General features: G+C 55.8%; 26 protein-coding genes. 14 read left to right on the top strand and 12 right to left on the bottom strand.

Going from position 1 to position 25963, the window contains the following annotated elements; translation table 11 throughout:
- Positions 1–376: 376 nt before the first annotated feature.
- The 5 genes from RGV06_RS02390 to msrA all read left to right on the top strand — a co-directional run bounded on the left by RGV06_RS02390 (position 377) and on the right by msrA (position 5873).
- Positions 377–961, top strand: a complete 585-nt coding sequence (locus RGV06_RS02390) for a hypothetical protein (protein WP_019822816.1) — start codon at positions 377–379, stop codon at positions 959–961.
- A gap of 477 nt (positions 962–1438) precedes the next feature.
- Positions 1439–3427 (top strand): ATP-binding cassette domain-containing protein, encoded by a 1989-nt coding sequence (locus RGV06_RS02385; RefSeq protein ID WP_322149257.1) that lies wholly within the window; start codon positions 1439–1441, stop codon positions 3425–3427.
- A gap of 39 nt (positions 3428–3466) precedes the next feature.
- A complete protein-coding gene (locus tag RGV06_RS02380) occupies positions 3467–4492 on the top strand; it encodes a glycine betaine ABC transporter substrate-binding protein (RefSeq protein WP_198822687.1) in 1026 nt (341 codons plus the stop codon).
- Positions 4489–5409: a homocysteine S-methyltransferase family protein gene (locus RGV06_RS02375; RefSeq protein ID WP_322149255.1), complete on the top strand. Its 921-nt coding sequence runs from the start codon at positions 4489–4491 to the stop codon at positions 5407–5409. The genes RGV06_RS02380 and RGV06_RS02375 overlap by 4 nt, the downstream gene beginning before the upstream one ends.
- Entirely contained in the window at positions 5406–5873 is a 468-nt protein-coding gene (gene msrA, locus RGV06_RS02370) for a peptide-methionine (S)-S-oxide reductase MsrA (RefSeq protein ID WP_322149253.1), read from the top strand. Before RGV06_RS02375 ends, msrA begins: the two co-directional genes overlap by 4 nt.
- 37 nt (positions 5874–5910) lie before the next feature.
- On the opposite strand, the gene RGV06_RS02365 is transcribed toward msrA, so the two are convergent.
- The 3 genes from RGV06_RS02365 to RGV06_RS02355 form a co-directional block, all read right to left on the bottom strand.
- Positions 5911–6123, bottom strand: coding sequence for a hypothetical protein (locus tag RGV06_RS02365; protein WP_019822811.1), 213 nt, complete (start codon positions 6121–6123; stop codon positions 5911–5913).
- A gap of 348 nt (positions 6124–6471) precedes the next feature.
- Entirely contained in the window at positions 6472–6639 is a 168-nt protein-coding gene (locus RGV06_RS02360; protein ID WP_162837096.1) for a hypothetical protein, read from the bottom strand.
- Positions 6640–6812: 173 nt separating this feature from the next.
- Entirely contained in the window at positions 6813–7775 is a 963-nt protein-coding gene (locus RGV06_RS02355; protein WP_322149247.1) for a LysR family transcriptional regulator, read from the bottom strand.
- A 130-nt stretch (positions 7776–7905) separates the two neighbouring features.
- Here RGV06_RS02355 and RGV06_RS02350 point away from each other — a divergent pair, with 130 nt between their 5' ends.
- The 5 genes from RGV06_RS02350 to RGV06_RS02330 all read left to right on the top strand — a co-directional run bounded on the left by RGV06_RS02350 (position 7906) and on the right by RGV06_RS02330 (position 12245).
- Complete coding sequence (locus tag RGV06_RS02350; protein ID WP_019822809.1) at positions 7906–8181, top strand: DUF2798 domain-containing protein; 276 nt, start codon at positions 7906–7908, stop codon at positions 8179–8181.
- A gap of 142 nt (positions 8182–8323) precedes the next feature.
- Positions 8324–9361 carry a zinc-dependent alcohol dehydrogenase family protein gene (locus RGV06_RS02345; protein WP_019822808.1) on the top strand — a complete coding sequence of 346 codons (1038 nt, stop codon included), beginning with the start codon at positions 8324–8326 and terminating at the stop codon, positions 9359–9361.
- 250 nt (positions 9362–9611) lie between these two features.
- Positions 9612–9926, top strand: coding sequence for an acid-activated periplasmic chaperone HdeA (gene hdeA / locus RGV06_RS02340; protein ID WP_019822807.1), 315 nt, complete (start codon positions 9612–9614; stop codon positions 9924–9926).
- 244 nt (positions 9927–10170) lie between these two features.
- Positions 10171–10629 (top strand): hypothetical protein, encoded by a 459-nt coding sequence (locus RGV06_RS02335; RefSeq protein ID WP_019822805.1) that lies wholly within the window; start codon positions 10171–10173, stop codon positions 10627–10629.
- 527 nt (positions 10630–11156) lie between these two features.
- The gene (locus RGV06_RS02330; protein ID WP_231984402.1) at positions 11157–12245 is read left to right on the top strand and encodes a PQQ-dependent sugar dehydrogenase; all 1089 of its coding nucleotides are present in this window, start codon (positions 11157–11159) and stop codon (positions 12243–12245) included.
- A gap of 60 nt (positions 12246–12305) precedes the next feature.
- Here the strand turns inward: RGV06_RS02330 and eco are convergent, their stop codons facing one another.
- Positions 12306–12788, bottom strand: coding sequence for a serine protease inhibitor ecotin (eco, locus tag RGV06_RS02325; RefSeq protein WP_322149246.1), 483 nt, complete (start codon positions 12786–12788; stop codon positions 12306–12308).
- 196 nt (positions 12789–12984) lie between these two features.
- On the opposite strand from eco, the gene pgm reads away from it, so the two are divergent.
- Positions 12985–14625: a phosphoglucomutase (alpha-D-glucose-1,6-bisphosphate-dependent) gene (gene pgm, locus RGV06_RS02320; protein WP_019822800.1), complete on the top strand. Its 1641-nt coding sequence runs from the start codon at positions 12985–12987 to the stop codon at positions 14623–14625.
- A gap of 64 nt (positions 14626–14689) precedes the next feature.
- Here pgm and RGV06_RS02315 read toward each other — a convergent pair whose 3' ends face one another.
- From RGV06_RS02315 to RGV06_RS02300, 4 genes are all read right to left on the bottom strand, one after another.
- The gene (locus RGV06_RS02315; protein WP_019822798.1) at positions 14690–16561 is read right to left on the bottom strand and encodes a DUF3857 domain-containing transglutaminase family protein; all 1872 of its coding nucleotides are present in this window, start codon (positions 16559–16561) and stop codon (positions 14690–14692) included.
- Positions 16562–16736: 175 nt separating this feature from the next.
- Complete coding sequence (locus RGV06_RS02310; protein ID WP_019822796.1) at positions 16737–17210, bottom strand: YbaK/EbsC family protein; 474 nt, start codon at positions 17208–17210, stop codon at positions 16737–16739.
- 80 nt (positions 17211–17290) lie between these two features.
- Positions 17291–18301, bottom strand: a complete 1011-nt coding sequence (locus tag RGV06_RS02305; RefSeq protein ID WP_046809363.1) for a zinc-dependent alcohol dehydrogenase family protein — start codon at positions 18299–18301, stop codon at positions 17291–17293.
- 54 nt (positions 18302–18355) lie between these two features.
- Complete coding sequence (locus RGV06_RS02300; protein WP_019822791.1) at positions 18356–18652, bottom strand: ArsR/SmtB family transcription factor; 297 nt, start codon at positions 18650–18652, stop codon at positions 18356–18358.
- A 319-nt stretch (positions 18653–18971) separates the two neighbouring features.
- Here RGV06_RS02300 and hemB point away from each other — a divergent pair, with 319 nt between their 5' ends.
- Together hemB and surE are read left to right on the top strand one after the other, a co-directional pair.
- Complete coding sequence (gene hemB / locus RGV06_RS02295; protein WP_019822789.1) at positions 18972–19946, top strand: porphobilinogen synthase; 975 nt, start codon at positions 18972–18974, stop codon at positions 19944–19946.
- A gap of 66 nt (positions 19947–20012) precedes the next feature.
- Positions 20013–20789, top strand: a complete 777-nt coding sequence (gene surE, locus RGV06_RS02290; protein ID WP_019822787.1) for a 5'/3'-nucleotidase SurE — start codon at positions 20013–20015, stop codon at positions 20787–20789.
- Here surE and RGV06_RS02285 read toward each other — a convergent pair.
- The gene (locus RGV06_RS02285; protein ID WP_019822785.1) at positions 20786–21721 is read right to left on the bottom strand and encodes a LysR family transcriptional regulator; all 936 of its coding nucleotides are present in this window, start codon (positions 21719–21721) and stop codon (positions 20786–20788) included. The two genes, surE and RGV06_RS02285, sit on opposite strands and share 4 nt — an antisense overlap.
- Before the next feature lie 349 nt (positions 21722–22070).
- Here RGV06_RS02285 and RGV06_RS02280 point away from each other — a divergent pair, with 349 nt between their 5' ends.
- Positions 22071–23354: a Wzz/FepE/Etk N-terminal domain-containing protein gene (locus RGV06_RS02280; protein WP_322149244.1), complete on the top strand. Its 1284-nt coding sequence runs from the start codon at positions 22071–22073 to the stop codon at positions 23352–23354.
- Here RGV06_RS02280 and modC read toward each other — a convergent pair.
- From modC to modA, 3 genes are read right to left on the bottom strand one after another with little or no spacing between them, the layout of a single operon-like run.
- The gene (gene modC / locus RGV06_RS02275) at positions 23346–24431 is read right to left on the bottom strand and encodes a molybdenum ABC transporter ATP-binding protein (protein ID WP_019822783.1); all 1086 of its coding nucleotides are present in this window, start codon (positions 24429–24431) and stop codon (positions 23346–23348) included. The two genes, RGV06_RS02280 and modC, sit on opposite strands and share 9 nt — an antisense overlap.
- A gap of 2 nt (positions 24432–24433) precedes the next feature.
- Positions 24434–25114 carry a molybdate ABC transporter permease subunit gene (modB, locus tag RGV06_RS02270; protein ID WP_322149242.1) on the bottom strand — a complete coding sequence of 227 codons (681 nt, stop codon included), beginning with the start codon at positions 25112–25114 and terminating at the stop codon, positions 24434–24436.
- Positions 25115–25882 carry a molybdate ABC transporter substrate-binding protein gene (modA, locus tag RGV06_RS02265; RefSeq protein ID WP_322149241.1) on the bottom strand — a complete coding sequence of 256 codons (768 nt, stop codon included), beginning with the start codon at positions 25880–25882 and terminating at the stop codon, positions 25115–25117. It abuts the gene before it with no gap.
- Positions 25883–25963 lie beyond the last annotated feature (81 nt).

Here is a 25963-nt window from a genome sequence, read left to right as displayed (position 1 = left end):
CAAGGGAGGAAGTCCGTAGCGCTCATGTCCTGTCAGCCCATCTGACGGGACAGCGCGCCCCGGTCAAATGAGCGACTGTTTCTTGGATTTGGAGGCGAAGCAGGCACGACCCGACGCATCAGCATTTAAGCCGATATTGCGCAGCAAAAGGTCGGTGATTAGCAACATCAGGGGGTTCGCCTTCAATCAATGACCCCTTTTTTAGAAGTTTGCCGCGCAGATGTCAACTGGCCATTGGACCTTGGCCTGAAATGGTCGGGAAGCTATCAGCAAGGCAGTTGATCGACAATTATCACCTTGCGCCCGTAAGCTCATACGCGGTACGGCACCCAGACGTGGACGTGATGGTTATCCTCAATGTGAAACAGGGAGTGACATGGGCTTTTTAGATCGGCTGTTTGGTGGACGCTTCACCATGCCTCCACCCGAGGAAACCAACCTCAGCGCTTCAAAAATCATGAAAGAACTGCGACCCGAGGGGCACGATCCCGCCCAGAAAAAAGCACTTGAGGCTTTTGCTAATGAGCTGGTAGCCCTCATTCCACAAAAGGAAGGTGCCAGGCTTGTGCGGCGTGTGATGCGTCGATACGCGATGGGAGATGACGCACCCAGCGCTCTCACAGAGGGGTTCTTGAATGACCCCAAGGGACAAAAACTTGAAACCCTCGTTCTGCTTAGCGTGGACTGGAGGGGGTATGACGTTTTCGAGTATCAGGCGCCCTATTTGGTGAACGCCAGTGGTTTGAACGAACCCTACGTCTATGTCCATGAAGGCACCTCATCCATGCCCGAGGTTCTCGGCAACCTTGATCAGTGGTTGGCCCGGTTAGGTAAGCGTTATCTTCACCTGGATTCAGGAGGGGATAATTACGACGGTTTCATTGTTGATGCTGATCGGGTACCCGTGATTATTGAGTTGGCGGGGCGTGCCGGGATCAAAGTCAGCCTTGAGAGTTTCTAGACACTTTGCAGAGTGATGATGGGCGAGGGGCTGCTGGCCCATTATTCAGTCGCGATACCTGGCGGTTTGACCTGATCAGGGTGCGTTTATAACCGCAACCGCTTGGCATATGGCTGCGCCGCCCGCTCCGCTGGTTTACCTACGCCTGAACCCAAGCCGTCGGAAGGGCTGATATAGACCTAAGCTAATTCCAAAACAGTATTTATTTGTAGTTTTTAAGATCGTTTAGCTTTATGCCTCTGCAAGGCGCCGCCCTCAACCGCGGCGCTTTTTTTTGCATCAGGCGTACCGTATTCGGCGCATGGCCTGAGGCGCAGCCAAATTTCCTACTCTGGAGCGAGCGGCAAGTCCGCCTCCAGGGGGCGCTTGCTCGGAGCTACTGTGACACTTACTCAAACCTCTTTTTCAGCAGCCCGGATCGAGCCATCTCAATTGCTCGCGCATCCCTCCAGCAATCGCGCAAGGGAGGATGACGTAGTGCTTGAGTTACGAAACGTCACCAAAACGTATCAGCGCAAAAACGCTTCTGCGTTGCCTGCCGTCAGCGAAGTCAGCTTGAAGGTTCGTCGTGGAGAGGTGCTGTGCCTGATGGGAACATCCGGCAGCGGAAAGTCCACGCTGCTGCGCCACATCAATCGCTTGATCGAGCCCACCAGTGGCGAAGTCCTGATCGAAGGCCGGGCCATCAGTGGCTTGAGCCCTGGGGCCTTGCGCGATTTAAGATCCCGGCGCATCGGCATGGTGTTTCAACATTTTGGCCTGCTGCCTCATCGCACGGTGCTGGACAACGTTGCACTGCCCCTCGAGTTGCGCGGGGAGCCCGAGCCGATTCGTCATGCGGCGGCAAGCCTGCAGTTGCAGGCGGTCGGCCTGGAAGGGTGGGGCGATCATTATCCCCATGAGCTTTCCGGAGGCATGCAGCAACGTGTTGGCCTGGCACGGGCATTGGTGACCGAGCCCGACATCTTGCTGATGGACGAGCCATTCAGCGCACTTGATCCAACCATCCGACGGGATCTGCAACGTCACTTTCTCGCGCTGGTGCGTGAACGCGGTATCAGTACATTGCTGGTCACCCACGACCCAGCCGAAGCCATACGTCTTTCTGACCGCATTGCAGTGCTGCGCCGTGGGCGGCTGGTGCAACTGGGTACACCCGAAGAGTTGCTGGAGCATCCGGTGGACGCTGAAGTCGCGGATTTTTTTCGGGACTGCACCCCAACCCCGTCAGTGCTGCAGAGCATCGACAGCGCCCCTGAAAACACGCGTCGTGAACAAGCATCCAGCGCTGGCTTAAGCGGCTGGCAAGCACTGTTGCTGGGCCCCGCCGCCTTGGCCGCGCAGGGCAAGGGCGGTGCTTTCTGGCTCACGTTCGTTGCAGAGCTCGGCGCCTTGGCTCTAGTCGGGCAAGGCATAGCCAGTGCCTCTTGGCTGGCGATTCTGGTGGCCGTAGCGGTGTTAGCGGCCAGTCGTTATACCGCCTTATCCTTGAGTCGCCATCCTGTGCGCAGCAACGCATCGGGTTGGGCGCTGCCTTTGGCCGTGTTACTGGTCAGTCAGGCATTGGTGATCTGGCGGGTCCTCACCCCTGACACGACCAATGTGTTGCTGCAGTTCCCCAGCAATCGCCAGGCGCTGTTACTGACGGCGCAGAGCATTGATGATTTTATCAGTTGGTCCCAAGTGACGTTCGAGACAGCATTCGTGGGTGTGATCGTTGCTGTCAGGAGCGTCATCGAAGGCATCGAAAGCGTGTTGGGCTGGTTGCCGTGGCCCGTTTCGGCCCTGGCACTGGTGCTGTTGGCGTGGCGTTCGGCGGGCCTGGCGTTGGCGCTGACCAGTGGCGCGGCGTTGTTGTACATCGGTCTGTTCGGCTTTTGGGAGCGAACCATCGCCACGCTGGCGCTGGTCGGCTCGTCAGTATTGATTGCCCTGGTCATTGGCGTGCCTGCCGGCATCCTGCTTGCCAGGCGGCCGCTCGTAAGGAAGGTGATCACGCCTTTGCTGGATGTCATGCAAACCCTGCCAACGTTTGTGTACCTGATCCCTGCCGTCGCGTTCTTTTCTGTCGGCAAGACCCCCGCCGTGATCGCAACGGTGATATTCGCCCTGGCGCCGATGATTCGCCTGACATCGCTGGGTATTCAGCAGGTTCCCAAGGATGCCGTCGAAGCGGCGGTCGCACATGGTGCCAGCCCGTGGCAAACCTTGATCAAAGTGCAACTGCCTCTGGCTCGACGATCGCTGCTGCTGGGCATCAATCAAACCATCGTCATGAGTTTGTCGATGGTCGTGGTGGCGGCACTGATTGGTGCTGGCGGCCTGGGTTATGACGTCATGACGGCGTTGCGCAATATCAAGGGCGGCGAGGGCGTGCTGGCTGGGGTGGCGATCGTTCTGTGTGCGCTGATCCCTGATCGAATCATTCAATCGAGCTTGCGCAAGCAAGATCATCTGCACAACTAAACGGTGAGACTTATTGTGAAGACACACGTATTGCGCACTATGGGCGCTGCTGCACTGCTGAGCGCCCTGATTCTTCCGGCAACCGTCCTGGCGAAGGACAAAATAGTGATTGGCGAGCAAAACTGGACGGGAGCCATCGCTATTCAGCACATCCTCGGGGAAGTGATCAAAACCCGTCTTGATGGGGATGTTTCGTATCTTGCGGGGGATGTACCGGTGCTGTTCAGTGCCGCGGCGAAAGGCGATGGCTCAGTGGACGTACTGACGGATATCTGGCTGCCGAACCAGTCGGCAGCCTGGGCGAAATACGTCACGGGAGGTACCCGTTCATTGGTGGCGAACACTCATCCGTATGCCGGGGAACAGGGCTTTTATATCCCCGGTTATGTGCAAGACAAGTACGGGGTCAAATCCATCTATGACTTGAAAAAACCGGAAGTGGCCAAGCTCTTCGAGCCACTGGGCGGCGGCAAGGCTGAACTGCTGGTGGGACCTGCCGGATGGGAGTCGACGTATATTGGCCAGATCAAGGCCAAGGATTACGGGTTTGCCGATAAGTTCGAGTCGGTATCGACAGAGGCGTCGGTGACCTACGCCAAACTGGCTTCAGCTTACAAGGGGCAGCGTGGCGTGGTGTTTTATGCCTACACGCCGGACTGGATCTTCTCGGCGTTTGACCTGCGTCGCCTGGAAGAGCCCGCCTTTGACGGCTATGCCCAGGACAACAAAAAAGAAGACCCGCTGTACAAGGCCGATGGCTGCTGGAAATTCATCAGCCCCACCGTTGATCCGGACTGGTTGAACAAGAGTCAGATCACCTGCGCCTTCCCGGATGCCAAGGTGCATGTCCTGGCGTCCACTGCCTTGCAAAAGCGCGCACCGAAAATTGCCGAGTTCCTGCGCAATGTCGCTATCGAGCCTGCGCAACTCAATGATCTGATCCTGAAGATCGAAAAGGAAAAGCTGCCAGCTGATGTCGCGGCCAAGGAGTGGGTCCAGGCGAACAGTGCCATCGTTGATCAATGGCTCGCTGCAGCGGCGCCGAAAGTGAGTGCAATCCAATGAGCCAGGCGTCCTTGCGTTTGCTCGACGGCGGCATGGGTCGAGAGCTGCAGCGGATCGGAGCGCCGTTTCGCCAGCCTGAATGGTCAGCGCTTGCGCTGATCGAGGCCCCAGAGTTTGTGCTCCAGGCCCATCAAGCGTTCATTGAGGCTGGTGCACGAATCATCACCACCAACAGCTACGCGGTGGTGCCCTTTCATATTGGTGATGAGCGCTTTGCCAGGGATGGGCGAGCGCTGGCCGAACGGGCCGCAAACCTGGCTCGCCAGGCGGCATCCGGCAGCATCGAGCCGGTCACGGTGGCCGGCTCTCTACCGCCAGCACTGGGGTCTTATCGACCGGATCTGTTTGATCATCAACGCTCGGTCGCTATTCATCGCGAGTTGATCGCCGGACTGCGGGCTCATGTCGATGTCTGGTTGGCGGAAACCCAGAGCTCTATCGCGGAGGTACGGGCGGTGGTGGAGGCGCTCGGCGTTGAGCCCAAGCCACTCTGGGTGTCGTTTACCCTGCTTGATGAAGCTGATGAGCCGCCACGACTGCGCTCTTCAGAGACGGTGGTCGATGCTGTGCGCGTAGCGATCGAGCTGGGGGCGAGAGCGGTGCTCTTCAATTGCAGCCAGCCCGAAGTCATGGCTGCGGCACTCAGCAGCGCACGAGACGTAATTCGTAGCGTTGATCAAACCATTGAGCTTGGGGTGTACGCCAACGCATTCCCTCCCGTAAACACCCAGGCAAAAGCAAACAGCACGTTGCTGGAGATTCGCAGCGATCTGGGGCCTGAGTCATACCTGCACTGGTCAAGGTCCTGGGTAGCGGCAGGTGCCAGTATTGTTGGAGGGTGCTGTGGCATCGGACCTGAACATATCGCGCAGTTGCACACGCATCTGCTGCCACAAAAAGAGGTGGTCAGCCCATGACTGATTTTCGAGAAGACGTGAATGTTGAGCAGGCTACTTTCGGCGCGGGCTGTTTTTGGGGGGCTGAAGCCGGGTTCAGAGTGTTGCCGGGTGTGCTCGACAGTCGCGTCGGTTTTGCCCGGTCGTCGAAAGATGAGTCGGCGCTGATTGAAGTGGTGCAAGTCGACTTTGATGCGCGGGTGATTTCCTACAGTCGCCTGATCGAGCATTTCTGGACGCTGCATGATCCGACATCAATCGATCGCCAGGGGGCGGATGTCGGGGTGAAGTACCGTTCGGCCTTGTTTATCAACTCCGATCAACAAGGCCGGCTAGCCCTGGCCGGTATCCAGCAACTGGAAGCCAGCGGCCGCTTGGGGAAATCGGTGGCCACGGTCATTCTTCCACTGGGTGAGTTTCAACGGGCGGATGAAGACCAGCAGCGGTACCTGGAAAAGCATGGTGCGGGTGCCTGCTCCCTCTGAAAGGTCTAAGGAGTACAGGGTGGGAGCGAGCACACATTCAGTGGAGAGTGACCGCCCGGCGACTTTCGCCAATCCTGATCCTGTCCAGTGCACGGTTTAGAGCATCCAGGGCATCGATCAGGGCTTTTGCTTCCGCCACTCGATCCTCCCCCCAAAGGCGCTCAGCCATTTTGTTCAGGGCCTGAATTGACCGTTCTATGTCTGCTGCCGTGACAGCCGGGTTCTCGGCGGGTTGTTTCTTCTTTGGCATTCTCAAGACTTCTTCGGTGCCTGATCGATGAGCCTCGCCGCCTGGCATGGCTCATCGATCCAACAGCCACTAGGTGATTTCATCCCCCGTTGTCAGGCCAGGGGTTCAAATGGATGCAGGCAATTGTACTGGCTTGCTCGCGTGGTCACAGGACTTGAGTGCAATCTACGGCTGAACCTTGATGAACTCATGGGTTGAAGAGGATAGATAACATTCACGCACTTTCTGATAAGGCGACCACAGTCTCTCAAACTGCTTGACGGCGTGACGGGCTCTGCAGCGGATTGGGCGCCAGCACTTTTAAATGCTGACAGGCACGCTTGGGCCAAATAGTGGTGCTGGACAGCGTCAGCGGCTAATACGGATTTTCTTGTGTGTGACATCACAGACAAAAGTGCCGGTGTCGCCTCGGAGAAAATACAGGGTTGCCCTGTAAAAAGCAGAAGGGCGCTCGCAGTGCAGATCGCGCAGCTTGCGGTAGGCCCATTTCCATCCACGTTTAGTTGTGGCGCTCATATGCATCTTCCTTGAATGGCATTTGAAACGGAGTGTAACAGTACAATAAAAAATATAACGATGCTGTGCGAATTTTTTAAATGCGTAGCCGACAGATAACCAAAGTGCAACTTTTGTGGTTTGTTTTTAGGGGATTAAGATATAAACATAGTCCAAATTAGCGTTGCACTTATTTAGTGCGTTAAAGAGCCGGTGAGTGGCTCTGTCATCATATTGTCTTTAATCCAGCGTTGTTCCAAATGCTCTGTCAAATAGCCAATAAACGCTTTGACTTTTGGTGTCATGGCTGCGCGATTCTGGACACACGCATAGATATCCAGTGGTTCAGCGTAGGACTCCGTCGATTCGTGGCTGCTTTCCAGCAGCGTCATCAGTCGGCCTGACTCAATAAAGGGAGCCGCTACGAACTCGGCAAGGCGCGCGATCCCGGCGCCGTGGATCGCCATTTGGGTGAGTGCATCGATATCATCGCTGATCGCGGTGAAGTTCAACGCCGCGTAATAGTGTTGGCCCTCCCGGATAAACCCCCAGCGTAGAAAACGTCCGTCCAGCGGGTAGCGAAAGGCCAGACAGGCATGCTTCTGGAGCTCTTCCGGGGTGCGCGGGGAACCGGCTCGGGCCAGATAGGCGGGGGAGGCGCAGATAATAAAAGGGATTGAAGCGATCTTGCGCGCGACGATGCCTTCCTCCAGTTGCGGCTTGATCCGCAGGCTCAGGTCGATACCGTCCTGGATATGATTGATCTTGCCGTCGGTGGTGCACAGTTCAAGGGTCAAACGCGGGTAACGGTTGGCAAAACCTGCGATTAGCGGGGCCAGCACATGCCGCCCGAACGCGGAGGTCGACGCAATGCAAAGCCGCCCTTGAAGTTCAGTTTCTCCAGTGCTGATGGCCATGTGTGCCGACTCAAGGTCAGACGCGATATGTCGAACTCTTTCGTAATAAATCGTGCCGTGCTCGGTGAGCGCCATGCTGCGCGTGGTGCGTTGCAGCAGGCGTGCGCCCAGATGTTCTTCAAGGCGATTGATGGTCTGGCTAACAGCGGCTGCACTGAGTCCCAGATGTTTGGCTGCACCCACGATGGAGCCTGTTTCCACCACTTTGATAAAACTGGTAATTGCGGCTAACAGATTCACGTAGGGTAATCCCACTCAAGCTATTCGTAAGTTTTTATTTATAAAGTAACTGTGGACTGGCGTCTAGTTGCCTGTTTTTGAACTTGTTAAGGTGCATGACTCCTGAAAATGAAGCCGGACAAGGTTCCTTATGACATCAAAAGTCTCTGCTAATCCCCCGATTTTTAAACGCTTAAAGCTCACTGCTCGCGCTACGCCTTACGTTTTCGCTTTTTACATGTCGACGATCATGGCCTTCCTGATGTCGTTGGTGATTACCGCTGCGAATTCGGGTATTGAGAGCGATTACCTAAGCAATGTGCTGCATGCTTATCAACTGGCAATGCCTGTCGCTTTCCTGTGCATTCTCGTGGTGCGGCCGATTGTCATGAGGTTGGTGTCGCTCACGGTTCACCCGCACCGTTAGTCCAAAAAAGCTTTATGTGACCTGCGGCAAGGGCGCGATGGAAAAAGGCTGCTTAACTGGTTCAGTGTTTTAGGGGCGGCCACGCAGGGTGCACCTGAGTGGCCGTTGCTGATGATTTTTGATCAGGTAAAGGAAGGCCATCATGAAAGCGCTCACTTATCTGGGGCCTGGCAAAAAAGCCTGGGCTGACATTCCTCAACCGGTCATCGATAAACCGACCGACGCCATTGTGCGAATACTTCACACCACCATCTGCGGAACTGACTTGCACATCCTCAAGGGCGATGTGCCTGAAGTGACCCATGGCACTGTTCTGGGTCATGAAGGAGTGGGTGTAGTTGAAGCGGTAGGTCCCGCCATACGCAATTTCAAGCCGGGTGATCATGTCCTGATTTCCTGCATCACCTCATGTGGCAGTTGTGCAAATTGTCGTCGTCAGATGTATTCCCATTGCGCCGATGGAGGCTGGATTCTGGGTCACACGATTGACGGAACCCAGGCTGAATATGTGCGCATCCCCCATGCTGACAACAGCCTTTATCCGGTGCCTAAGGGGGCGGACGAAGAAGCGCTGGTGATGCTCAGCGATATTTTGCCAACCGGGTTCGAAATTGGCGTGCTCGCTGGCAAGGTCAAACCGGGTGACAGCGTTGTGATTGTCGGTGCGGGGCCGGTAGGTATGGCGGCACTGCTGACGGCGCAGTTTTACTCTCCGGCCCAGTTGATCATGGTGGATGGTGATACCAACCGACTTGAGGTTGCACAGCGCTTTGGCGCGACGGATGTGATCGATATCACAACCCAAAACGCGGTGGAGCGCATTTTCGAGCTGACCCATGGTGTAGGGGTAGATGTCGCAATCGAAGCAGTGGGTATTCCGGCCTCTTTCGATACGTGCCAATCGGTTATCGCCCCTGGCGGCAGCATCGCAAACGTGGGGGTTCATGGCAAAAGCGTTGAACTGCATCTCGAAAAACTATGGATCCAGAACGTTACAATCTCGACCGGGCTGGTCAATACCAATACCACCCCCATGCTGATGAAAACCGTTCAATCCGGAAAAATCGATGCCGGACAGTTGATTACTCACCGTTTTGCGCTGTCCGACATTCTCCAGGCTTATGAGGTTTTCGGGAACGCGGCAAAAGAGAAGGCCATGAAGGTCATTCTTTCTCAATAGGCTGGCACCGTAATCGCTTCGATGTAATCGAAGCGGTTACGAGAGGCTTCACATCAGTAGCGGATTTATAGATTAAATGACGCGGGCATTACTACGCCTGGTGTTTTACCCGGGCCATAAAGCGCGGTGTATTAAATGATGTTTTCATGTCGATCAGTCTGCTGTTTTTTTGACAGGCATAACATCCACTACTATGTTTTCTGCGGCACAACACATGTTATTGAATCTTTGACAATAGGGATATTTGCATATGAAGAAGCACATTCTGTTAGTGGGCGCTTTGGGTCTGGCTGCACTGTCAACCTTGGCACAGGCCGAAACCAAACAGCCCGTCGCACAATGGACGTGCGCGGATTTCCTGGCCGTGGATGAAAGCTTCCAGCCGACCGCGGTTGGTCTGGGTGAAGCCATCAACAAGAAGGGCAAAGTTGAAGATGCGGTACTGGACGTGGACGGTATCGCAAAAATCACGCCTCTGGTCGTGACCGCCTGCAAGGAAACCCCGAAAGACTCCTTCGTCTCCAAACTCAAGTCTGAGTGGGACAAAGTCAAAAAAGACGTGTAACCCGCGCCCGGCCTGTACTTCACAAGAGTACAGGCTACTTTTCTGCATGTCGGGCACTAATGTGGCCAAAAACATCCCCGCCTTTGTGAATTTCCTGCGCCGTAAACCCTCTACATAAAGACAGGCCTGCCTTGCTGGTCGGAAGGGCGTAGTAGACTACGCTGGTTTATCTATATCTGTGGGGAACCCTATGTTAATCAAGTCATTAGCCGAGCTTGATCGTATTCGTGATGAATGCAGGTCCATGGTCACCAAGCGCTCGGCAGTTTCTGCAGGTGTGGCTGCAATCCCGATACCCGGACTCGATATCGGTACCGATGTCGCCCTGCTGGTTGAAATGCTGCCGGCGATCAACAGCAAATTCGGCCTGACTCCACACCAGATCGAGCAGATGGACTCACGGTCCAAGCGCTTGATCGTCGTAGCGGTCACCGGTATTGGCAGTGAAGTCATCGGTAAATTCATCAGTCGAACCCTGGTCATGTCACTGGTGCGCAAGATGGGTGCAAAAGTGGCCACCAAATCAGTGATTCGCTTTGTCCCGTTTGTCGGGCAGGCCGTGGCTGCAACCATCAGTTTTGGTGTGATGAAGCTGGTCGGTAATGGCCATATCGAGGATTGCTACCAAGTTTGCCGCGAAGCACTTCTGGCACAAGCGAGGGAGTCCACGGTGATCGAGATTGGCCCTGAAATCGATGCCTGACACGTTTTGTTAACTTTGAAACCGAACCTGTTACGCGTATGGCCATCAAAGCTTCAGGTCGCGCAAAAGCGGAGGACGTGATGAAAGGTGTCAGATCCAGTCTGTTATTTCTATTGATGGGGGGCGTGCTTGCCTTTCAGGCGCAGGCTCAAACGCTTTCGAGCACAGCGGACCGCTCAACGCTCCCGGCCCATGCTGAGTTGATGGCTCAAAACACCACGCCCGCCAATACGCCGCCCGCCAACAATCCCATCCGTCGCATTAACCCCAACAGCCGCCAGGGCACGGGACCTTCTGTGCCTGGCGCAACTGGCCCCTCGACAACACCCGTGCTGCGAACCCCTTCAATAGATAACGGCAAAATAGGGAATGGCTATCCACGTAGCCAGACACCTCCCAAAACAGTCAAACCCACAGCACCGTCATTACAGCCCAGAGACAAACCTTAATAGAACAAGGATTAGCTAATGTTGAGAAAAACCTTGCTGGCCACGCTGTGTGCCACTTCGCTACTCAATATTGCGTTCATGGCCCATGCCGATGCGCAGAAGACGTTTACCTCCGAGTCTGGAACAGTCACCGCAACCCCTGTCGTAGAGGGGCTTGATCATCCTTGGGCGTTGGCTTTTTTGCCTGATAGACAGGGCATGCTCATCACCGAACGGCCTGGCAATCTTCGTGTCGTGAGCCCTGATGGCAAGTTGTCCGCGCCGATTTCGGGAGTGCCGCAGGTGTGGGCCAAAGGGCAGGGCGGCTTGTTAGATGTGGTGTTGTCGCCCAGCTTTGCCGAAGACCGTTTGGTGTATTTGTCTTATGCAGAAGGCGGTGAAGACGGCAAAGCGGGAACCGCCGTCGGCCGTGGACGCTTGTCGGATGATTTGACCCGATTGAGCAACTTTGAAGTGATCTTTCGCCAGGAACCCAAACTCTCAACCGGCAATCACTTTGGTTCGCGTCTGGTATTCGACCGCGACGGCTATCTGTTTATTGCCCTTGGGGAAAACAACCAGCGTCCGACGTCACAGGATCTGGACAAGCTACAGGGCAAAATTGCGCGGATTTACCCTGACGGGCGTATTCCCAGCGATAACCCTTTTGTGGGGCAGAAGAATGTGAGACCGGAAATCTGGTCATACGGCCATCGCAATCAACAAGGCGCAACGCTGAACCCCTGGACGGGCACGTTGTGGACCCATGAACACGGCCCCAAAGGAGGTGACGAGATCAACCTGATTGAGCGTGGCAAGAACTACGGCTGGCCGCTGGCAACCCACGGCATTGACTACTCGTCAAAACCTATCTCCGAAGCTCAGGGTAAAACCCTCGAAGGCACGGTGGTGCCGCATCATGTCTGGGAGAAATCCCCCGGCATCAGTGGCATGGCTTTCTACGACTCGGATCGTTTCAAGCCCTGGCAGCACAACCTGTTTATTGGCGCGCTTGCTGATAAAGACCTGATTCGACTGCAACTCAGTGACGGCAAGGTGGTGCATGAGGAACGCCTGCTTGGCGATCTCAAGGCCCGAATCCGCGACGTTCGCCAAGGTCCGGATGGTTACCTGTATGTGTTGACCGATGAGGACGATGGCGTGCTGTATCGGGTTGGGTTGCAATAATCCCAGGCTGTTATTGTGTGGGAGCGGGCAAGCCTGCTCCCTCGCCAAAAAACCTCTGTTTTACTCGGCAACCGCCTGCTTGATTTGCTTGGATGCTGACCAGATCCGGTAACGCACTTCGATATCCATGGGGACGTAGACCACGATAGGCAGTTTGCTGTTGTAGCGCAGCATAAAGCCATCACCGACCACCGGGACAAACTCGGGATGCGCCTTGCCTTCAGGGCAGGCCATCATTGTGCTCATGGGGCCGGTCACCTTGTTCAGGCGATACATCGGGTAGCCCCAACCCTTGAGGGTTTTTTCCTCCAGCTTGCCGCCCAGACGTTGCTGGTTGCAGTCGACCTGCAATGTCTTGCCAGCAATGATTTGTACTTTGTAATCGTCTTCATTTTTCTGCTTTGGCAGATTAATGACCTGGCGGGTAAAACCCGCTTCGGCTTTAGGGTAGGGGGCGACGTCTTCCAGTTTGGCGGCGTTGGCCACGCTGCACAGCGTACTCAGGGAGATTAAAACGGCTGCGCTGATCACCAGTGGTTTCATGGTGCTTTCCTTAATTCAAAGCTGAATATGTACATCCAGTAGAGTTAAACAACGTGTCTGGATCAAGCTCAGACAACGAATAGTGCATTAAAGTGCAAAACAGACCACTTGGCGTGGATAGATTACTTCGCGCCAATGTCGAACTGCCAGTAAACTGCCTTTTTTCCTCCGAATCATTAATTTCCCGAGGTTTTGCATGACACTCAGTCCTCTTGCGGGCAAACCGGCTCCGGCTCAGTTGCTGGTCGATATTCCGCGACTGGTGACCGCTTATTACACCGGTCAACCCGATGCAGCGATCGCCACCCAGCGTGTCGCCTTTGGTACATCCGGTCACCGCGGCAGCTCGTTCGAGCTGAGCTTCAATGAGTGGCATGTATTGGCCATCAGCCAGGCCATTTGCCTCTACCGTCAGATGAAGGGCATTAATGGTCCGTTGTTTGTCGGCATCGACACTCACGCGCTGTCGACCCCCGCAGGCGCCAGTGCCCTCGAAGTGTTTGCCGCCAATGGCGTCGAAACCATGATCGCCGCTGACGATGAGTACACGCCGACGCCGGCCATCTCTCACGCCATTATCTGTTACAACCGCGGCCGCTCCACCGGGCTGGCAGATGGTGTGGTGATTACGCCTTCGCACAACCCGCCTGAAAGCGGTGGTTTCAAGTACAACCCGCCTAACGGTGGCCCGGCCGATACCGATGTCACCAAATGGATCGAAGCCAAGGCCAACGAACTGCTCGCGGCCAAGTTGGCCGGGGTCAAGCGCGTCAGCTACGAGCAGGCCCTCAACGCCAGCACCACCCACCGTCATGATTACCTGAACACCTATGTGGCCGATCTGAAAAATGTGATCGACATGGACATCCTGCGCGGCGCCAACTTGCGCCTGGGCGTTGACCCATTGGGTGGCGCCGGTGTCCATTACTGGTCCGCGATCGGCGAACACTACGGCCTGAACCTGGAAGTAGTGAACACCACAGTCGATCCGACCTTCCGCTTCATGTGCGTCGACTGGGATGGCCGGATCCGCATGGACCCGTCTTCCAGCTATGCCATGCAGGGGCTGATCGGGCTTAAAGAGCGTTTCGATGTGGCTTTCGCCTGTGACCCGGATCACGACCGCCACGGAATTGTTACGCCATCAGGCGGCCTGTTGGCGCCCAACAACTACCTTGCGGTGTCCATCGACTATCTGTTCCAGAACCGCCCGCAATGGCGTTCTGATGCCGCGGTTGGCAAGACCGTGGTCAGCAGTGGCCTGATTGACCGCGTGGCTGCACGCCTGGATCGTCGTTTGTACGAAGTCCCGGTGGGCTTCAAGTGGTTTGCCGATGGCCTGTTCGAAGGGTCGCTGGGTTTTGGCGGCGAAGAAAGTGCCGGTGCCTCGTTCCTGCGACTGGACGGCAGCGTCTGGTCGACTGACAAGGACGGTCTGATCCCATCGCTACTGGCCGCAGAAATGACCGCTCGAACGGGTCGCGATCCGTCCCAGCTGTACCAGAAAATGACCGAAGACCTCGGCCTTCCGTTCTCGACCCGTGTCGATGCCAAGGCAACCCCTCAGCAAAAAGCGCTGCTGGGCAAGTTGTCCCCCGAGCAAGTCAAGTCGACAAGCCTGGCCGGCGAAGCCATTACTCAAATTCTCAGCCATGCCCCGGGCAACAATCAGGCAATCGGCGGACTGAAGGTAATGACCGAAAACGGCTGGTTCGCTGCTCGCCCCTCGGGCACTGAAGACATCTACAAAATCTACGCCGAAAGCTTTATCGGCGACGAGCATCTGAGCCGTCTGGTTGAGGAAGCTCAAGTGCTGGTAGACACCGCCATCGCGTAACACCCGCCAAAAAAAGCCTGACCCCGCAATGGGGTCAGGCTGATTTATGGAGCGCTGACAGCTATCAGGCCTTCGCGTTGAGTTGCACCACTTGTTGCATGTTTTCGTTGCAGTCACGGGCCTGCTGGAGCATGGCTTCGAACGGCGCGCTCATGATCTCGTCATGACTCAACCAGCTGTGTTTTTGCGTGACGGAGTACAGGTAGCGGTATTCATTCTTGCTGCGTTTTCCACTCAGCTCCATGTCAAACCACGGTGAGTTTACCTTGCAGGTTTTGATGTCCTTGCCGACCCTGGCGCCCGACAACGTGATGTCGTAGGTCATTTTCTCCGGATCCGCCATATACAAATCAGCCAGTTGCCCGGTGCGGCGATAGTTCATCAGGGTATCCCAGCGATCGCTCATGAAGGCTGGCTTGTAGATGTGCTGCCCGGACAGGTTTTCCAGTGAGCGCAGGTTCGTCAGCGTGGCGTGGACCCTGTAACGCTCAGGTACCACAAAGCCGGTGTTCTCACGGGTGATCTTGCAGTCGCTGATTTCCTTGCCGAAGTGATTGCACAGGTTCAAATCGGTGGCGGAAACCCCCGAATCAGTGTCGGCGTAACTGAGTTGCATCAGCGTCATCTGGCCCATTGCGATTTCAGCGGTTGTGCGTGCCTGGCCCTCACGATTGAAGTGTTCGTACTTCTTCACCTCCATGCTCAGGCTCGGTTGCTCTTCAGGGATGTGATCCTCACTCACCTTGCCATCGGCCCCGATGACCAACGCCCAGCGATTCTGGATGTCTGGCATGCTGCGGCCCGGCAAGAACACAGGGTTGGTCGGATCAAGCCACCAGACCTGACCATCGACTTCGGCCCGAACGATTGCGTGATTTGCAGCGCTGGTACCCGGCAATAACAGGCCCATCGGGTTGGTGCCCCGGCTGACCCAGGAGGTGTGGGCATTGATGCCGCTGGCCTTCAACATGGCCGTCAGCAGAACAGACAGGTCCTTGCAGTCGCCGTAGCCGCGGTCTTCGATTTCACTCAGGGTGAACGGCACATAACCGCGATCAGTGGCCCGCCAGTCGCCCATGTAGCGGTACTGATCATGAATGTACTGCATCAACCCGGATACTTGCTGGGCAGGCGGCAAATTCTTGAGCCCTGACACGGTTTTGGCGGCGCTCGCCGGCAGCCTGGCTGACACAATGTCGTTGTAGCGTTTGGCGAGGCTGCCAAAGTGATCCTGCACCTGGCTGGAACTGCCGATTTCAACCCGTGGTATCTGGCGGATGTAGGCGTTTCCGGCTTCATTGATGTAGTTCACGAAGAGCGGCTTTTTCTGCTCGATCACCAGGGTCTTGTTGTCGGCTGACGGGGTGAATGTGAAGTTTTCCATCAGTTCGCTGCGCCACACAATCGGCTGCTCAGCGGTAAACGTCGTTTTGAAAGCGTCCGAGCGGGCAGGGGACGGGCCGAACGTCATGAGGTAATGGAAGTGCTCCATCAGGGGTTTTGCCATCGTATGCTCGCGTACGGTGTAAGTGAGCCGGGTGCCGATGCGCAGGTTCGGGAATGCAATCGAGGTCTGACTGGCCCGCAAGAAACCTTTATCCGGGTTAGGCGCCATGCGCGTGTCAATTTGCGATTGGGCCAGTGCCACCGGCTTGGCGCCGGGTTGTGTCGATTGAGCGTCGATGATCTCCAGTTGATCCGTTTCTGGGAAGCTGAAGTCGATGCGAGACAGCATCTCCCTACCGTTGTTGGTGAGGATGGTGTAACGGTAGGTCGTGGTGCAATCGGTGCTGGTGTCTTTGTTGAAATGGCAGGTTCTCTGCGTTTCACCCGCCAAGGCTGCCTCTGACTCTGGTTGCAATGCCGCAAAAGACGGCAGGCTGATGATCCCCAATGTTGCGCAAATCAATGATTTGCTGAAAGTAAAGCGGTGCATGAGCGCCTCAGGTTATTCCCTTAAAAACAGCACCCTGCGACGTTTTATTTATCTTGATATGGAGTTGGAGGGTGCTGCGCGAACGGCGGATGATAATCGATCGCAACTGTATTTTCTACATTGTCGAACAATTAGCCGCGCTGAAAGGCCCGCGCTAGAGCATCGCACCTGCGTTTCAGGCGGCGGGAAGGGGCTGGCAGACATCGACCCATTGCGCGTTGACCAGTTCAGCCATGCGCGTTGGGCAGATTTTGACGGCGGTGTGAGTGGCCCCTGCTGCGGGCATGACTTCGGTAAAACTTTGCAGGGAAATGTCACAGTAAACAGGTAGCTCAGTGGCCAGACCAAAAGGGCAGACGCCACCCACGGGGTGACTGGTGAGTGCCACGACCGTTTCGGCATCCAGCATTTTGGCTTTGCTGCCCAATGCGTCCTTTATTTTTTTATTGTCGATGCGGGCATCGCCCCTGGCCACCAGCAATACATTGCGTTCGCCGACCCGAAAGGCCAGTGTTTTGGCAATTTGACCGGGCTCAACACCGTGGGCCTCGGCGGCCAGTGCGACGGTGGCCGTGCTCGTGGCCAATTCGATGATGTGCAGGTCGGGGGCGTTGGCGTGAAAAAATGCGCGTACGGATTCAAGGCTCATCAGGCTCGGCTCTTTAGGCAAAAGCCTGAATCTAGAGAAGCCGATGACGCACTGTCAATGCGCCACCGGTGATGAAACGGTTAAATATCCAGAATGATCTTGCCGAAATGCTGGTTGGTTTCCTGGTATTTGAACGCCTCAACCATGTCGGTCAGGGGGAAATGACGATCAATAACCGGGCGCATACCGTTGGCATTGATTGCGCGAACCATATCCTGCTGCTGGCTGCGACTGCCTACCAATACACCTTGCAGGCGTACTTGCTTGATCAGCATCGGCACAAAGTTCATCGCGCCGCTGACACCGCTGAGGATGCCAATGATCGAGATATGCCCGCCGACCCGAATGGCAATCATTGACTGTTCCAGGGTCGCCGGGCCGCCGACTTCAATGATGTGATCAACACCACGGCCGTCGGTGAGACCCAGGGCCGTTTCGCCCCAGAGCGGGTCTTTGCGGTAGTTGATGACATGGTCTGCGCCCATGGCCTTGAGGCGTTCCAGTTTCTCGTCGCTGGAGGAGGTCGCGATCACCGTGGCACCGGCCATTTTGGCGAATTGCAGGGCAAAAATCGAAACGCCACCTGTGCCTTGTATCAGTACCGTGTCACCTGGCTTGAGGGAGTCATCGGCCATCAGCGCGCGCCACGCTGTCAGGCCTGCCGTGGTCAGGGTCGCCGCCTCTGCGTGGCTCCAGCCGGTGGGTGCCAGCGTGAACGATGTGGCTTTGGCGGTCACTTGCTCGCGGGCATAACCGTCGATGCCATCGCCGGGTACGGTGACGAAACCTTCAACCAGCGGCGTGCCGTCGATCCATTCCGGGAAGAAGGTGCTGACCACCGAATCGCCAACTTTGAACTCGCTGACATCTGCGCCTACGGCAATCACTTCACCTGCGCCATCGGCCATGGGGATACGCTTTTCGCTGGGTCCCCACATACCGCTTACAACTGCGTAATCATGATAATTCAATGAATTAGCGCGTAAACCTACAGTGATTTCACCACGGGCCGGCGCACTGACTTCGCTGCTGCCAACGACTACATTGTGATAACCGCCGCCAGGTTGGACGAAGATAGTTTTAGTGCTCATGGGGCTTCCTCATGTTTTTACATTGCGCGAAATAACGAAATGTAAGGGTAAAAATTACAACTCGATTTTTAGCCTAGCTGCAAAGTCATCGATCGCCTGTTCATTGCGCCGATAGTAGGTCCACTTACCGATGCGTGTGGTCAGGACAAAACCGGCGCGTTGCAAAATGGCCAGGTGTGCTGAAGCTGTAGAAGGGGACAGCCCGGCCTTGTGTTGCAAATGGGTAACGCACACGCCAATTGCAGGATCACCGTGATCCTGAGGCGGAAAATTACTGAGCGGGTCTTTGAGCCACTCCATCATTTGCATGCGAGTGTCATTACCCAGGGCTTTGAGCTGTTCAAGAATCATGGGGGGCGATATTACGCTTTTTTCCGAAATGTTCAACCGGCGTTATGCCATCGCGGGCAAGCCCGGCTCCCACAGCGCCGTGTTGTTCACTAATGCTCAACCTGACAGGTGAACTGTGGGAGCGGGTTTGCTCGCGATTCAGGCAATGGGGTTTACCTGAAACACCGTGGTAATTAGGCCCCGTTCCCCTGTAAACACGCCCCGCGACAACCGGCCGCACGTAGGGCGGATGTTTTGCAATTGCGGGATCAATCCTGTATTTGTTGCGCCATTGAGCCCAGGCTCGTCTGTTTTTTGAATCTGCCCATCAGGAACCATGATGCCTAACCAGTTCCCCGCCGTACGTCCGCGCCGCCTGCGCCGCTCCCAGACCCTTCGAGACATGTTCCAGGAAACCGAATTCAGCCTGAACGATCTGGTGCTGCCGATTTTCGTCGAAGAAGAGATCGACGACTTCGTGCCCATCACCAGCATGCCGGGCGTGATGCGGATACCTGAGTCGAAACTGGCCGGTGAAATCGAGCGTTATGCCCGTGCGGGTATCAAGTCGGTGATGCTGTTCGGTGTTTCCCACCATCTGGACGCAACCGGCAGCGATGCCATGCGTGAAGACGGGCTGGTGTCGCGTATGGTGCGCATCAGCAAGGATGCTGCCCCCGATATGGTCGTCATGAGCGACACCTGCTTCTGCGAGTACACCTCCCACGGGCATTGCGGCGTGATGCACGACCATGGTGTCGATAATGACGCGACCCTGATCAACCTTGGTAAACAGGCTGTAGCGGCTGCCGCTGCAGGTGCGGACTTTATCTCGCCATCCGCCGCTATGGACGGTCAGGTGCAGGCCATTCGCAGTGCGCTGGACGGTGCCGGGTTTATCGACACCTCGATCATGGCGTACTCCACCAAATTCGCGTCGGCACTCTACGGTCCCTTCCGTGAGGCCGGTGGCAGCGCCCTCAAAGGTGATCGCAAGTCGTATCAGATGAACCCCATGAACCGTCGTGAAGCCATTCGTGAGTCCTTGCTGGACGAGCAAGAGGGCGCGGACGTGCTGATGGTCAAGCCCGCCGGTGCTTACCTGGACATCATTCGCGATATCCGCCAGGCCTCGCACCTGCCTTTGGCGGCTTATCAAGTCAGCGGTGAGTACGCAATGATCAAGTTTGGCGCCCAGGCTGGTGCCATCGACGAAGCACGTGTGGTGCGTGAAAGCCTGGGTTCGATCAAGCGCGCCGGTGCCGACATGATCTTGACCTACTTTGCAATGGATCTGGCCTTGCAGGGGATCTAAGCTGCATGCGGCAAGTCCAGAGTGAACGCTTTTGCTCTGGACTAACCCCACAAAAGGAATTTACCCATGCCAGACGCTCGACTCGAACGCATCCTGATCACCAACGACGACGGCATCGACGCTCCGGGCCTTGCAGTGCTGGAGGCAGTGGCCCACGAGTTGGCGGACGAAGTCTGGGTGGTAGCACCGGATCATGACCAAAGCGGCATTTCCACGGCTATCAGCATTCATCACCCATTGCGCGTAACCAAGCGCGGTGAACGGCGGTTTTCAGTGTCCGGCACACCTGCAGACTGTGTCGCAATGGCCTTGCAGCAGTTGATGGACAAACCACCACAGTTGCTGCTCTCCGGTATCAACAAAGGCGCCAACCTGGGAGTTGAAACGCTGTTTTCCGGCACCGTAGGGGCTGCCATGACCGGTTTGCTGATGGGGGTGCCGTCCATAGCCTTGAGCCAGTACTTTACCCGTCGCAGCTTTGTGCGCTGGGATACGGCTCGCGCTCTGGCCCCCGGTGTGATCCGTCAGTTGCTGGGCAAGGGCTGGGAGCAATCGGCGTGCCTGAATATCAATTTTCCGGACGTTCCGGCGGATGAAGCCGGGCCGATACAAATCACTCGCCAGGGCGCCGGTCGCATGGACGGTGTGGAGGCAATCGAGCGCACCGATTTTCGTGAGGCCAAGTATTACTGGCTCAGTATCACTCGCCATCAACACCCGGAAGCGGTCGACACTGAAACCCAGGTAGTCACCCAGGGCGGGATTTCAGTCACGCCACTGGAGTTTGATCGCACTGCCGTTAGCTTGCGTGAGCAGCTGCGTACAGCGCTTAACGCTGTTTAAGCCCAATGCTCCGGGTCATCGACGATGGCCTGGTGCCCTTCAAGCACTTTCGGTATTTCCTGCTTGAGAAACTCGACCCAGGTTTTGACCTTGGCATCCAGAAAACGCCGGGACGGGTAGAGGGCGTAGATATTTTTTTCATGCAGTCGATACCGGGGCAGCAGGCGTACCAAAGAGCCACGCTGATAAGAGCCAACGGCCACATAGTCGGGCAGCAGGCACACTCCAAGGCCTGCCTCGGCTGCTTGCGCCATCGCTTCAGCCACGTTCACCTGGAATACGTTGCCGGGGCGGATCACTTGCTCGCCTTGAGCGTCGCGAAAGGTCCAGCTGTCGGTAAACAGCGGGTCAACCAGGTGCAGACAGCGGTGTTCATGCAGATCGTCCGGGTTTTTCGGAACTTCCCGTCCTTTCAGGTAGGAAGGCGCGGCACTGATCACGCTGAAGATACTGCCCAGCGGTTGGCCGATCAGTTCTGAATCCGGCAGATTGGCAGATAGCGTAATGACCACATCATGGCCTTCTTCCAGCAAGTCCGGTTGGCGTTGAGACAGGGTCAAATCAACGTTGACCTGCGGGTAAAGCTCTGTGTAACGAGCCACCAGCGGTGCCAGCAACTGGATGCCCAAACCGGTAGTGGACTGAACCCTTAGATGCCCGCGTGGGATCAAGTGCGCTCCTGCCGCCTCGGCATTGGCGTCTTCGATTTCTCCCAGGATCATTCGGCAGCGTTCCAGATAGCGCGCCCCGACCTCCGTCAGCGCCAGGCGTCGCGTGCTGCGTTGCAACAGTCGGGCTTGCAGTGAAGACTCCAGCTCAGACAGCAAGCGCGAGGTTTGCGCCGTGGAATATCCCAACGCTTGCGCCGCAGCGGTAAAGCTGCCCGTTTCGACGACGCGCACGAACACTCGCATTGCCTGAAAAATATCCATCCTGATTATTACCCCACACGTAAGCGTGTTTTTTCGTGGCGGCAATAATTACACAGACTACGGACGTATGCCTTCGTGAAATAGGTATTTGTCGAAGACATCGTCAGTCTATGCAGCTGTTTTCTTTATCTTTTGTAAGCAAACTCTGATAAATGAGTAGGAATCCATTTAACTTTAATAAAGTTGTCGGATATTGTTTTGTAGCGAGCGATTTTTATCGTTCCATGACCGTCATTTACAAGAACGCGGTTTTTTCCTTGGAATAACCTGTTAGACACGGGCCATATTCCGTTGTAGGTACGCACCCAGCAACCAGCTTGACAGAGCTACAATTACAAGGTGCAGATATTTGAACGTTCGTCAGGATCAGCCCATCAAAAAGATTCACGGTGAAATAGACTTTTTTGACTTGCTTCATTCTTTTTGGCAGCAAAAAAAGTTAATCGGTGCTACTACAGCAATAGCCGGGGTGATGGCCCTTGGCTATGTTTTATTTGCGCAAGAGGTCTACCAGACCAGTAGTTTATTGCGCCCCGCAGCCATCAATGAGCTTGATGCCCTGAATCGCTCTGAGGTCTACACACTGCCGGCTGCAGACGCGTTGCTTAAAGTGGGTGCGGCGCTTGAGTCGTATGAAAACCGGCTGAATTATTTCAAGTCTCACCAAGACTTGTTCAAGCCGCTGGAAAAACAGGGAAAGACCCTTGAGCAAAGTTTTGAAACATTCAACCGTGATGCAATTACGTTGACCCGGCCCGACCCAAACAAGGCCAATGCATTGAGCTCTTTTATAAAGCTGGAGCTTACTTATCCGGAAAATCTCAATGGTGTTGAAATCCTCAATGGTTTTGTTGAATACGCAATCAATAGCCAGCGAGAACAAATCAGTGCGGATCTGAAGGTCATTATTAATAACCGGCTTAGAGAGTTGGAAACAAAAATAAATTCTGCCCGCTCAAGCTATCGTACTGAAAAAGAAGGGAAAATTGCCGCTTTAGTCGAATCAGACATTTTGAAGCGTGCAACGTTAGGGGATGAATTGAGTGCCTTGCGCATGCAACTCAAAATAGAGCGAGATGCGCGCATCAATCAGCTGAATGAAGCCATATCCATCGCCAAGTCACTGGGTATTAAACATCCGACCACGCCATCAGCGATGGCTGATGCGGCGCAAGGTTCTTCTTCCAGGCTGGTGCGCACTGAAATCACGTCCCAAGACATACCGCAGTACTTTATGGGCTACGACGCCCTTGAGGCTGAACGGGCAGTGTTGCTCAAGCGCACAACGGACGACTTTACGGATATGCGCATTTCGCAGATCCGCAAAGATATGCAACTGCTTGATGTCAATCGCCAGGTCGAGATGCTCGGTAAGCGCTCAAATGAAGACTTGTTTCTCAAGGATATCGAGCCTTTACGGGCCGAGGTCTACCGTTTGGGGAATTTACAAACTGACATGAGCAATCTGGGTTTGGTCAGCGTTGACCGCATGGCCCAGACGCCGTCTGATCCGATCAAGCCCAAAAAAGCACTCATAGTCTCGCTTGGCGTGTTAATGGGCCTGATGTTGGGCCTGATGATTGCGACGTTTCGCAGCTTCATGAAGATCCGCCGCGAACAGACCCTAGGCTAATACTGCTACAGATTTGATCTGTGCCCAGAGCGACTGCCCGACGTACAGCCCCAACTGGTCACGTGAATAACGCGTGATCCGCGCCAGCAAGGCGGTGCCGCCGGCATCCAGACGCACCAGGACATGGGCCTGGTTGTCGGCTGCGGTCTCGCCCACCACCGTCACATGCAGGCTATTTAGAATGCTGCTGTGCTCGCCAGGGCTGAGGCTCAGGCTGATGTCCCGCGCCTGGACCTTGACGCGTAACGTCTGGCCGACGGCCATTGAGGCGTGGGCGACTCTCAGATGCTGGCTGCTGCCGGGCAATTGCAGAGTCAGTAGCTGATAGTGGAGGTTGTAATCCGTGACCTGGCCTTCAACCACGACCCCGGCGTCATCACCCCGTGCCAGTGGCAGGTCCAGCCTGGCCAGGGTTTCGCCAATGGGGCCGCTGGCAAGTACCTTGCCTTCGCTGAGCAGCACGATATGGTCGGCCAGGCGCGCAACTTCATCCTGGGAGTGACTGACGTACAGCACCGGGATGTCCAGTTCGGCGTGCAGGCGCTCCAGGTACGGCATGATTTCACGCTTGCGCTGGCTGTCCAGCGCGGCCAATGGTTCGTCCATCAGCAGCAGCCTTGGGCTTGTCAGCAGCGCTCGGGCGATGCCCACCCGCTGGCGTTCGCCCCCCGACAAGTTTTTCGGTGCGCGCTCCAGCAGGTGGCTGATACCTAGCAACTGCGTGGCGTGAGCCATATCAACCCGCCGCTCCTTGAGCGCAATCCGGCGCAATCCGAACTCCAGGTTGGCTCGCACCGAGAGGTGGGGGAACAGGCTGGCCTCTTGAAAGATGTATCCAAGCGCTCGCTTGTGCACCGGGACAAAGAGATCGTTATGGCTGTCTTGCCAAACCTCATCGTTGATCTGCACATAGGCTTTGCTGGCACGCTCTAGTCCTGCGATACAACGCAGGCAGGTGGTTTTACCAGAACCTGAGTGACCATAGAGCGCGGTCACACCCTTGCCCGGCAGTTGCAGGTCCAGGTCCAGGGCAAAGCCGGGATAGCCGTGCTGCAGCCGAAGGTTGATCGAGGACATGCTCAGCTCCAGCCGGTTTGAGATTTGCGGCTTGAATACAGCGCCAGTAGCACCAGGAAGGAAAACACCACCATTGCTCCTGCCAGCCAGTGTGCCTGTGCGTATTCCAGTGCCTCGACGTGGTCGTAGATCTGCACCGAGACCACCCGGGTTTTTTCCGGGATGTTGCCGCCAATCATCAGCACCACACCAAATTCACCGACGGTATGGGCAAAGCTCAAAATCGCGGCGGTGATAAAGCCGGGCCTTGCCAGGGGCAAGATAACGGTGAAAAAGGTATCCCACCGGTTTGCCCGCAGGGTGGCAGCCACTTCAAGCGGCCTGGGGCCAATGGCCGTGAATGCGTTCTGCAAAGGCTGTACGACAAAAGGCATGGAGTAAATCACCGATCCGATCACCAGCCCGGCAAAGCTGAAGGTCAGGGTGCCCAGTCCCAGAAACTGGGTGAACTGCCCGACATAGCCGTGTGGTCCCATCGCCAGCAGCAGATAAAAGCCAATGACGGTGGGCGGCAACACCAGAGGCAATGCCACGATCGCCCCGATGGGGCCACGCAACCGTGACCGGGTATGCGCCAGCCACAGGGCGATTGGAGTGCCGACAATCAGCAAGATGACAGTGGTCAATGACGCCAGTTGCAGGGTCAGCCAGATCGCAGCAAAGTCAGCACTCGTTAGCGGCATTTAAAGATGGTAACCATAGGATTTGATAATGGCTGTGGCCTTTGGACCTTTCAGGTAGTCGGCAAGCGCCTTGGCGGCAGGGTTGCTCTCGCCTTTTTTGAGGATGACAGCATCTTGTCTGATCGGATCATGCATCACCTCAGGGACAATCCAGGCAGAGCCATTGCTGACCTTGCCGTCTTTGTAGATCTGCGACAAGGCTACAAAGCCCAGCTCAGCATTGCCCGTGGAAACAAATTGATAGGCTTGGGTGATGTTCTGGCCCTCAACGATCTTGTTTTTGACCTTGTCAGTCAGTCCCAGTTTGGCCAGTACTTGAGTGGCCGCCAGCCCGTAGGGTGCAGCCTTTGGGTTGGCGATGGACAAGTGCTTGAACTGATTGTCGATCAGCGCCTTGTCAGTGCCATCAATGTAGCTGTCTTTGGCGGACCACAGCGCCAGGGTGCCAATCGCATAGGTAAAGCGCGATCCGGGGACGATATCGCCTTCCTTTTCCAGCTTCTGGGGCGTGGTGTCGTCGGCGGCCAGAAACACCTCAAATGGCGCTCCATTTTTGATCTGGGTATAGAACTGTCCCGTGGCGCCATACGCTGCATTCAACCTGTGCCCGGTGTCTTTTTCAAAGTCGCTGGCAATGGCCTGGATCGGTGCCGTGAAGTTGGCTGCCACTGCAACCTGCACCTCATCTGCCTGGGCCGAGGTGAATGCAAGACACCCGAGCAATGCGGCTAACGCTTCAGGGATATAGGGGCGGGCACGAACATTCATGGCAAAACTCCATTGAGAGGCGAGGGCAGCCCATGGTTATCAAATTGTATTGGGCGCTGGAACGATATCCGCTATATAAAA

The organism is Pseudomonas sp. CCI3.1, assembly GCF_034313985.1.
Taxonomy (GTDB): domain Bacteria; phylum Pseudomonadota; class Gammaproteobacteria; order Pseudomonadales; family Pseudomonadaceae; genus Aquipseudomonas; species Aquipseudomonas psychrophila.
The sequence above is the reverse complement of the archived record's forward strand: the minus strand, read 5'-3'. Positions and strand labels throughout refer to the sequence as shown.

Excerpts from the sequence above, each read along its gene's own strand:
- RGV06_RS02390 (WP_019822816.1), top strand. The coding sequence starts at position 377 with ATGGGCTTTTTAGATCGGCTGTTTGGTGGACGCTTCACCATGCCTCCA.
- RGV06_RS02380 (WP_198822687.1), top strand. The coding sequence starts at position 3,467 with ATGGGCGCTGCTGCACTGCTGAGCGCCCTGATTCTTCCGGCAACCGTC.
- RGV06_RS02375 (WP_322149255.1), top strand. The coding sequence starts at position 4,489 with ATGAGCCAGGCGTCCTTGCGTTTGCTCGACGGCGGCATGGGTCGAGAG.
- msrA (WP_322149253.1), top strand. The coding sequence starts at position 5,406 with ATGACTGATTTTCGAGAAGACGTGAATGTTGAGCAGGCTACTTTCGGC.
- RGV06_RS02365 (WP_019822811.1), bottom strand. The coding sequence starts at position 6,123 with ATGCCAAAGAAGAAACAACCCGCCGAGAACCCGGCTGTCACGGCAGCA.
- RGV06_RS02360 (WP_162837096.1), bottom strand. The coding sequence starts at position 6,639 with ATGAGCGCCACAACTAAACGTGGATGGAAATGGGCCTACCGCAAGCTG.
- RGV06_RS02350 (WP_019822809.1), top strand. The coding sequence starts at position 7,906 with ATGACATCAAAAGTCTCTGCTAATCCCCCGATTTTTAAACGCTTAAAG.
- RGV06_RS02345 (WP_019822808.1), top strand. The coding sequence starts at position 8,324 with ATGAAAGCGCTCACTTATCTGGGGCCTGGCAAAAAAGCCTGGGCTGAC.
- hdeA (WP_019822807.1), top strand. The coding sequence starts at position 9,612 with ATGAAGAAGCACATTCTGTTAGTGGGCGCTTTGGGTCTGGCTGCACTG.
- RGV06_RS02335 (WP_019822805.1), top strand. The coding sequence starts at position 10,171 with ATGGTCACCAAGCGCTCGGCAGTTTCTGCAGGTGTGGCTGCAATCCCG.
- RGV06_RS02330 (WP_231984402.1), top strand. The coding sequence starts at position 11,157 with ATGGCCCATGCCGATGCGCAGAAGACGTTTACCTCCGAGTCTGGAACA.
- eco (WP_322149246.1), bottom strand. The coding sequence starts at position 12,788 with ATGAAACCACTGGTGATCAGCGCAGCCGTTTTAATCTCCCTGAGTACG.
- pgm (WP_019822800.1), top strand. The coding sequence starts at position 12,985 with ATGACACTCAGTCCTCTTGCGGGCAAACCGGCTCCGGCTCAGTTGCTG.
- RGV06_RS02315 (WP_019822798.1), bottom strand. The coding sequence starts at position 16,561 with ATGCACCGCTTTACTTTCAGCAAATCATTGATTTGCGCAACATTGGGG.
- RGV06_RS02310 (WP_019822796.1), bottom strand. The coding sequence starts at position 17,210 with ATGAGCCTTGAATCCGTACGCGCATTTTTTCACGCCAACGCCCCCGAC.
- RGV06_RS02305 (WP_046809363.1), bottom strand. The coding sequence starts at position 18,301 with ATGAGCACTAAAACTATCTTCGTCCAACCTGGCGGCGGTTATCACAAT.
- RGV06_RS02300 (WP_019822791.1), bottom strand. The coding sequence starts at position 18,652 with ATGATTCTTGAACAGCTCAAAGCCCTGGGTAATGACACTCGCATGCAA.
- hemB (WP_019822789.1), top strand. The coding sequence starts at position 18,972 with ATGCCTAACCAGTTCCCCGCCGTACGTCCGCGCCGCCTGCGCCGCTCC.
- surE (WP_019822787.1), top strand. The coding sequence starts at position 20,013 with ATGCCAGACGCTCGACTCGAACGCATCCTGATCACCAACGACGACGGC.
- RGV06_RS02285 (WP_019822785.1), bottom strand. The coding sequence starts at position 21,721 with ATGGATATTTTTCAGGCAATGCGAGTGTTCGTGCGCGTCGTCGAAACG.
- modC (WP_019822783.1), bottom strand. The coding sequence starts at position 24,431 with ATGTCCTCGATCAACCTTCGGCTGCAGCACGGCTATCCCGGCTTTGCC.
- modB (WP_322149242.1), bottom strand. The coding sequence starts at position 25,114 with ATGCCGCTAACGAGTGCTGACTTTGCTGCGATCTGGCTGACCCTGCAA.
- modA (WP_322149241.1), bottom strand. The coding sequence starts at position 25,882 with ATGAATGTTCGTGCCCGCCCCTATATCCCTGAAGCGTTAGCCGCATTG.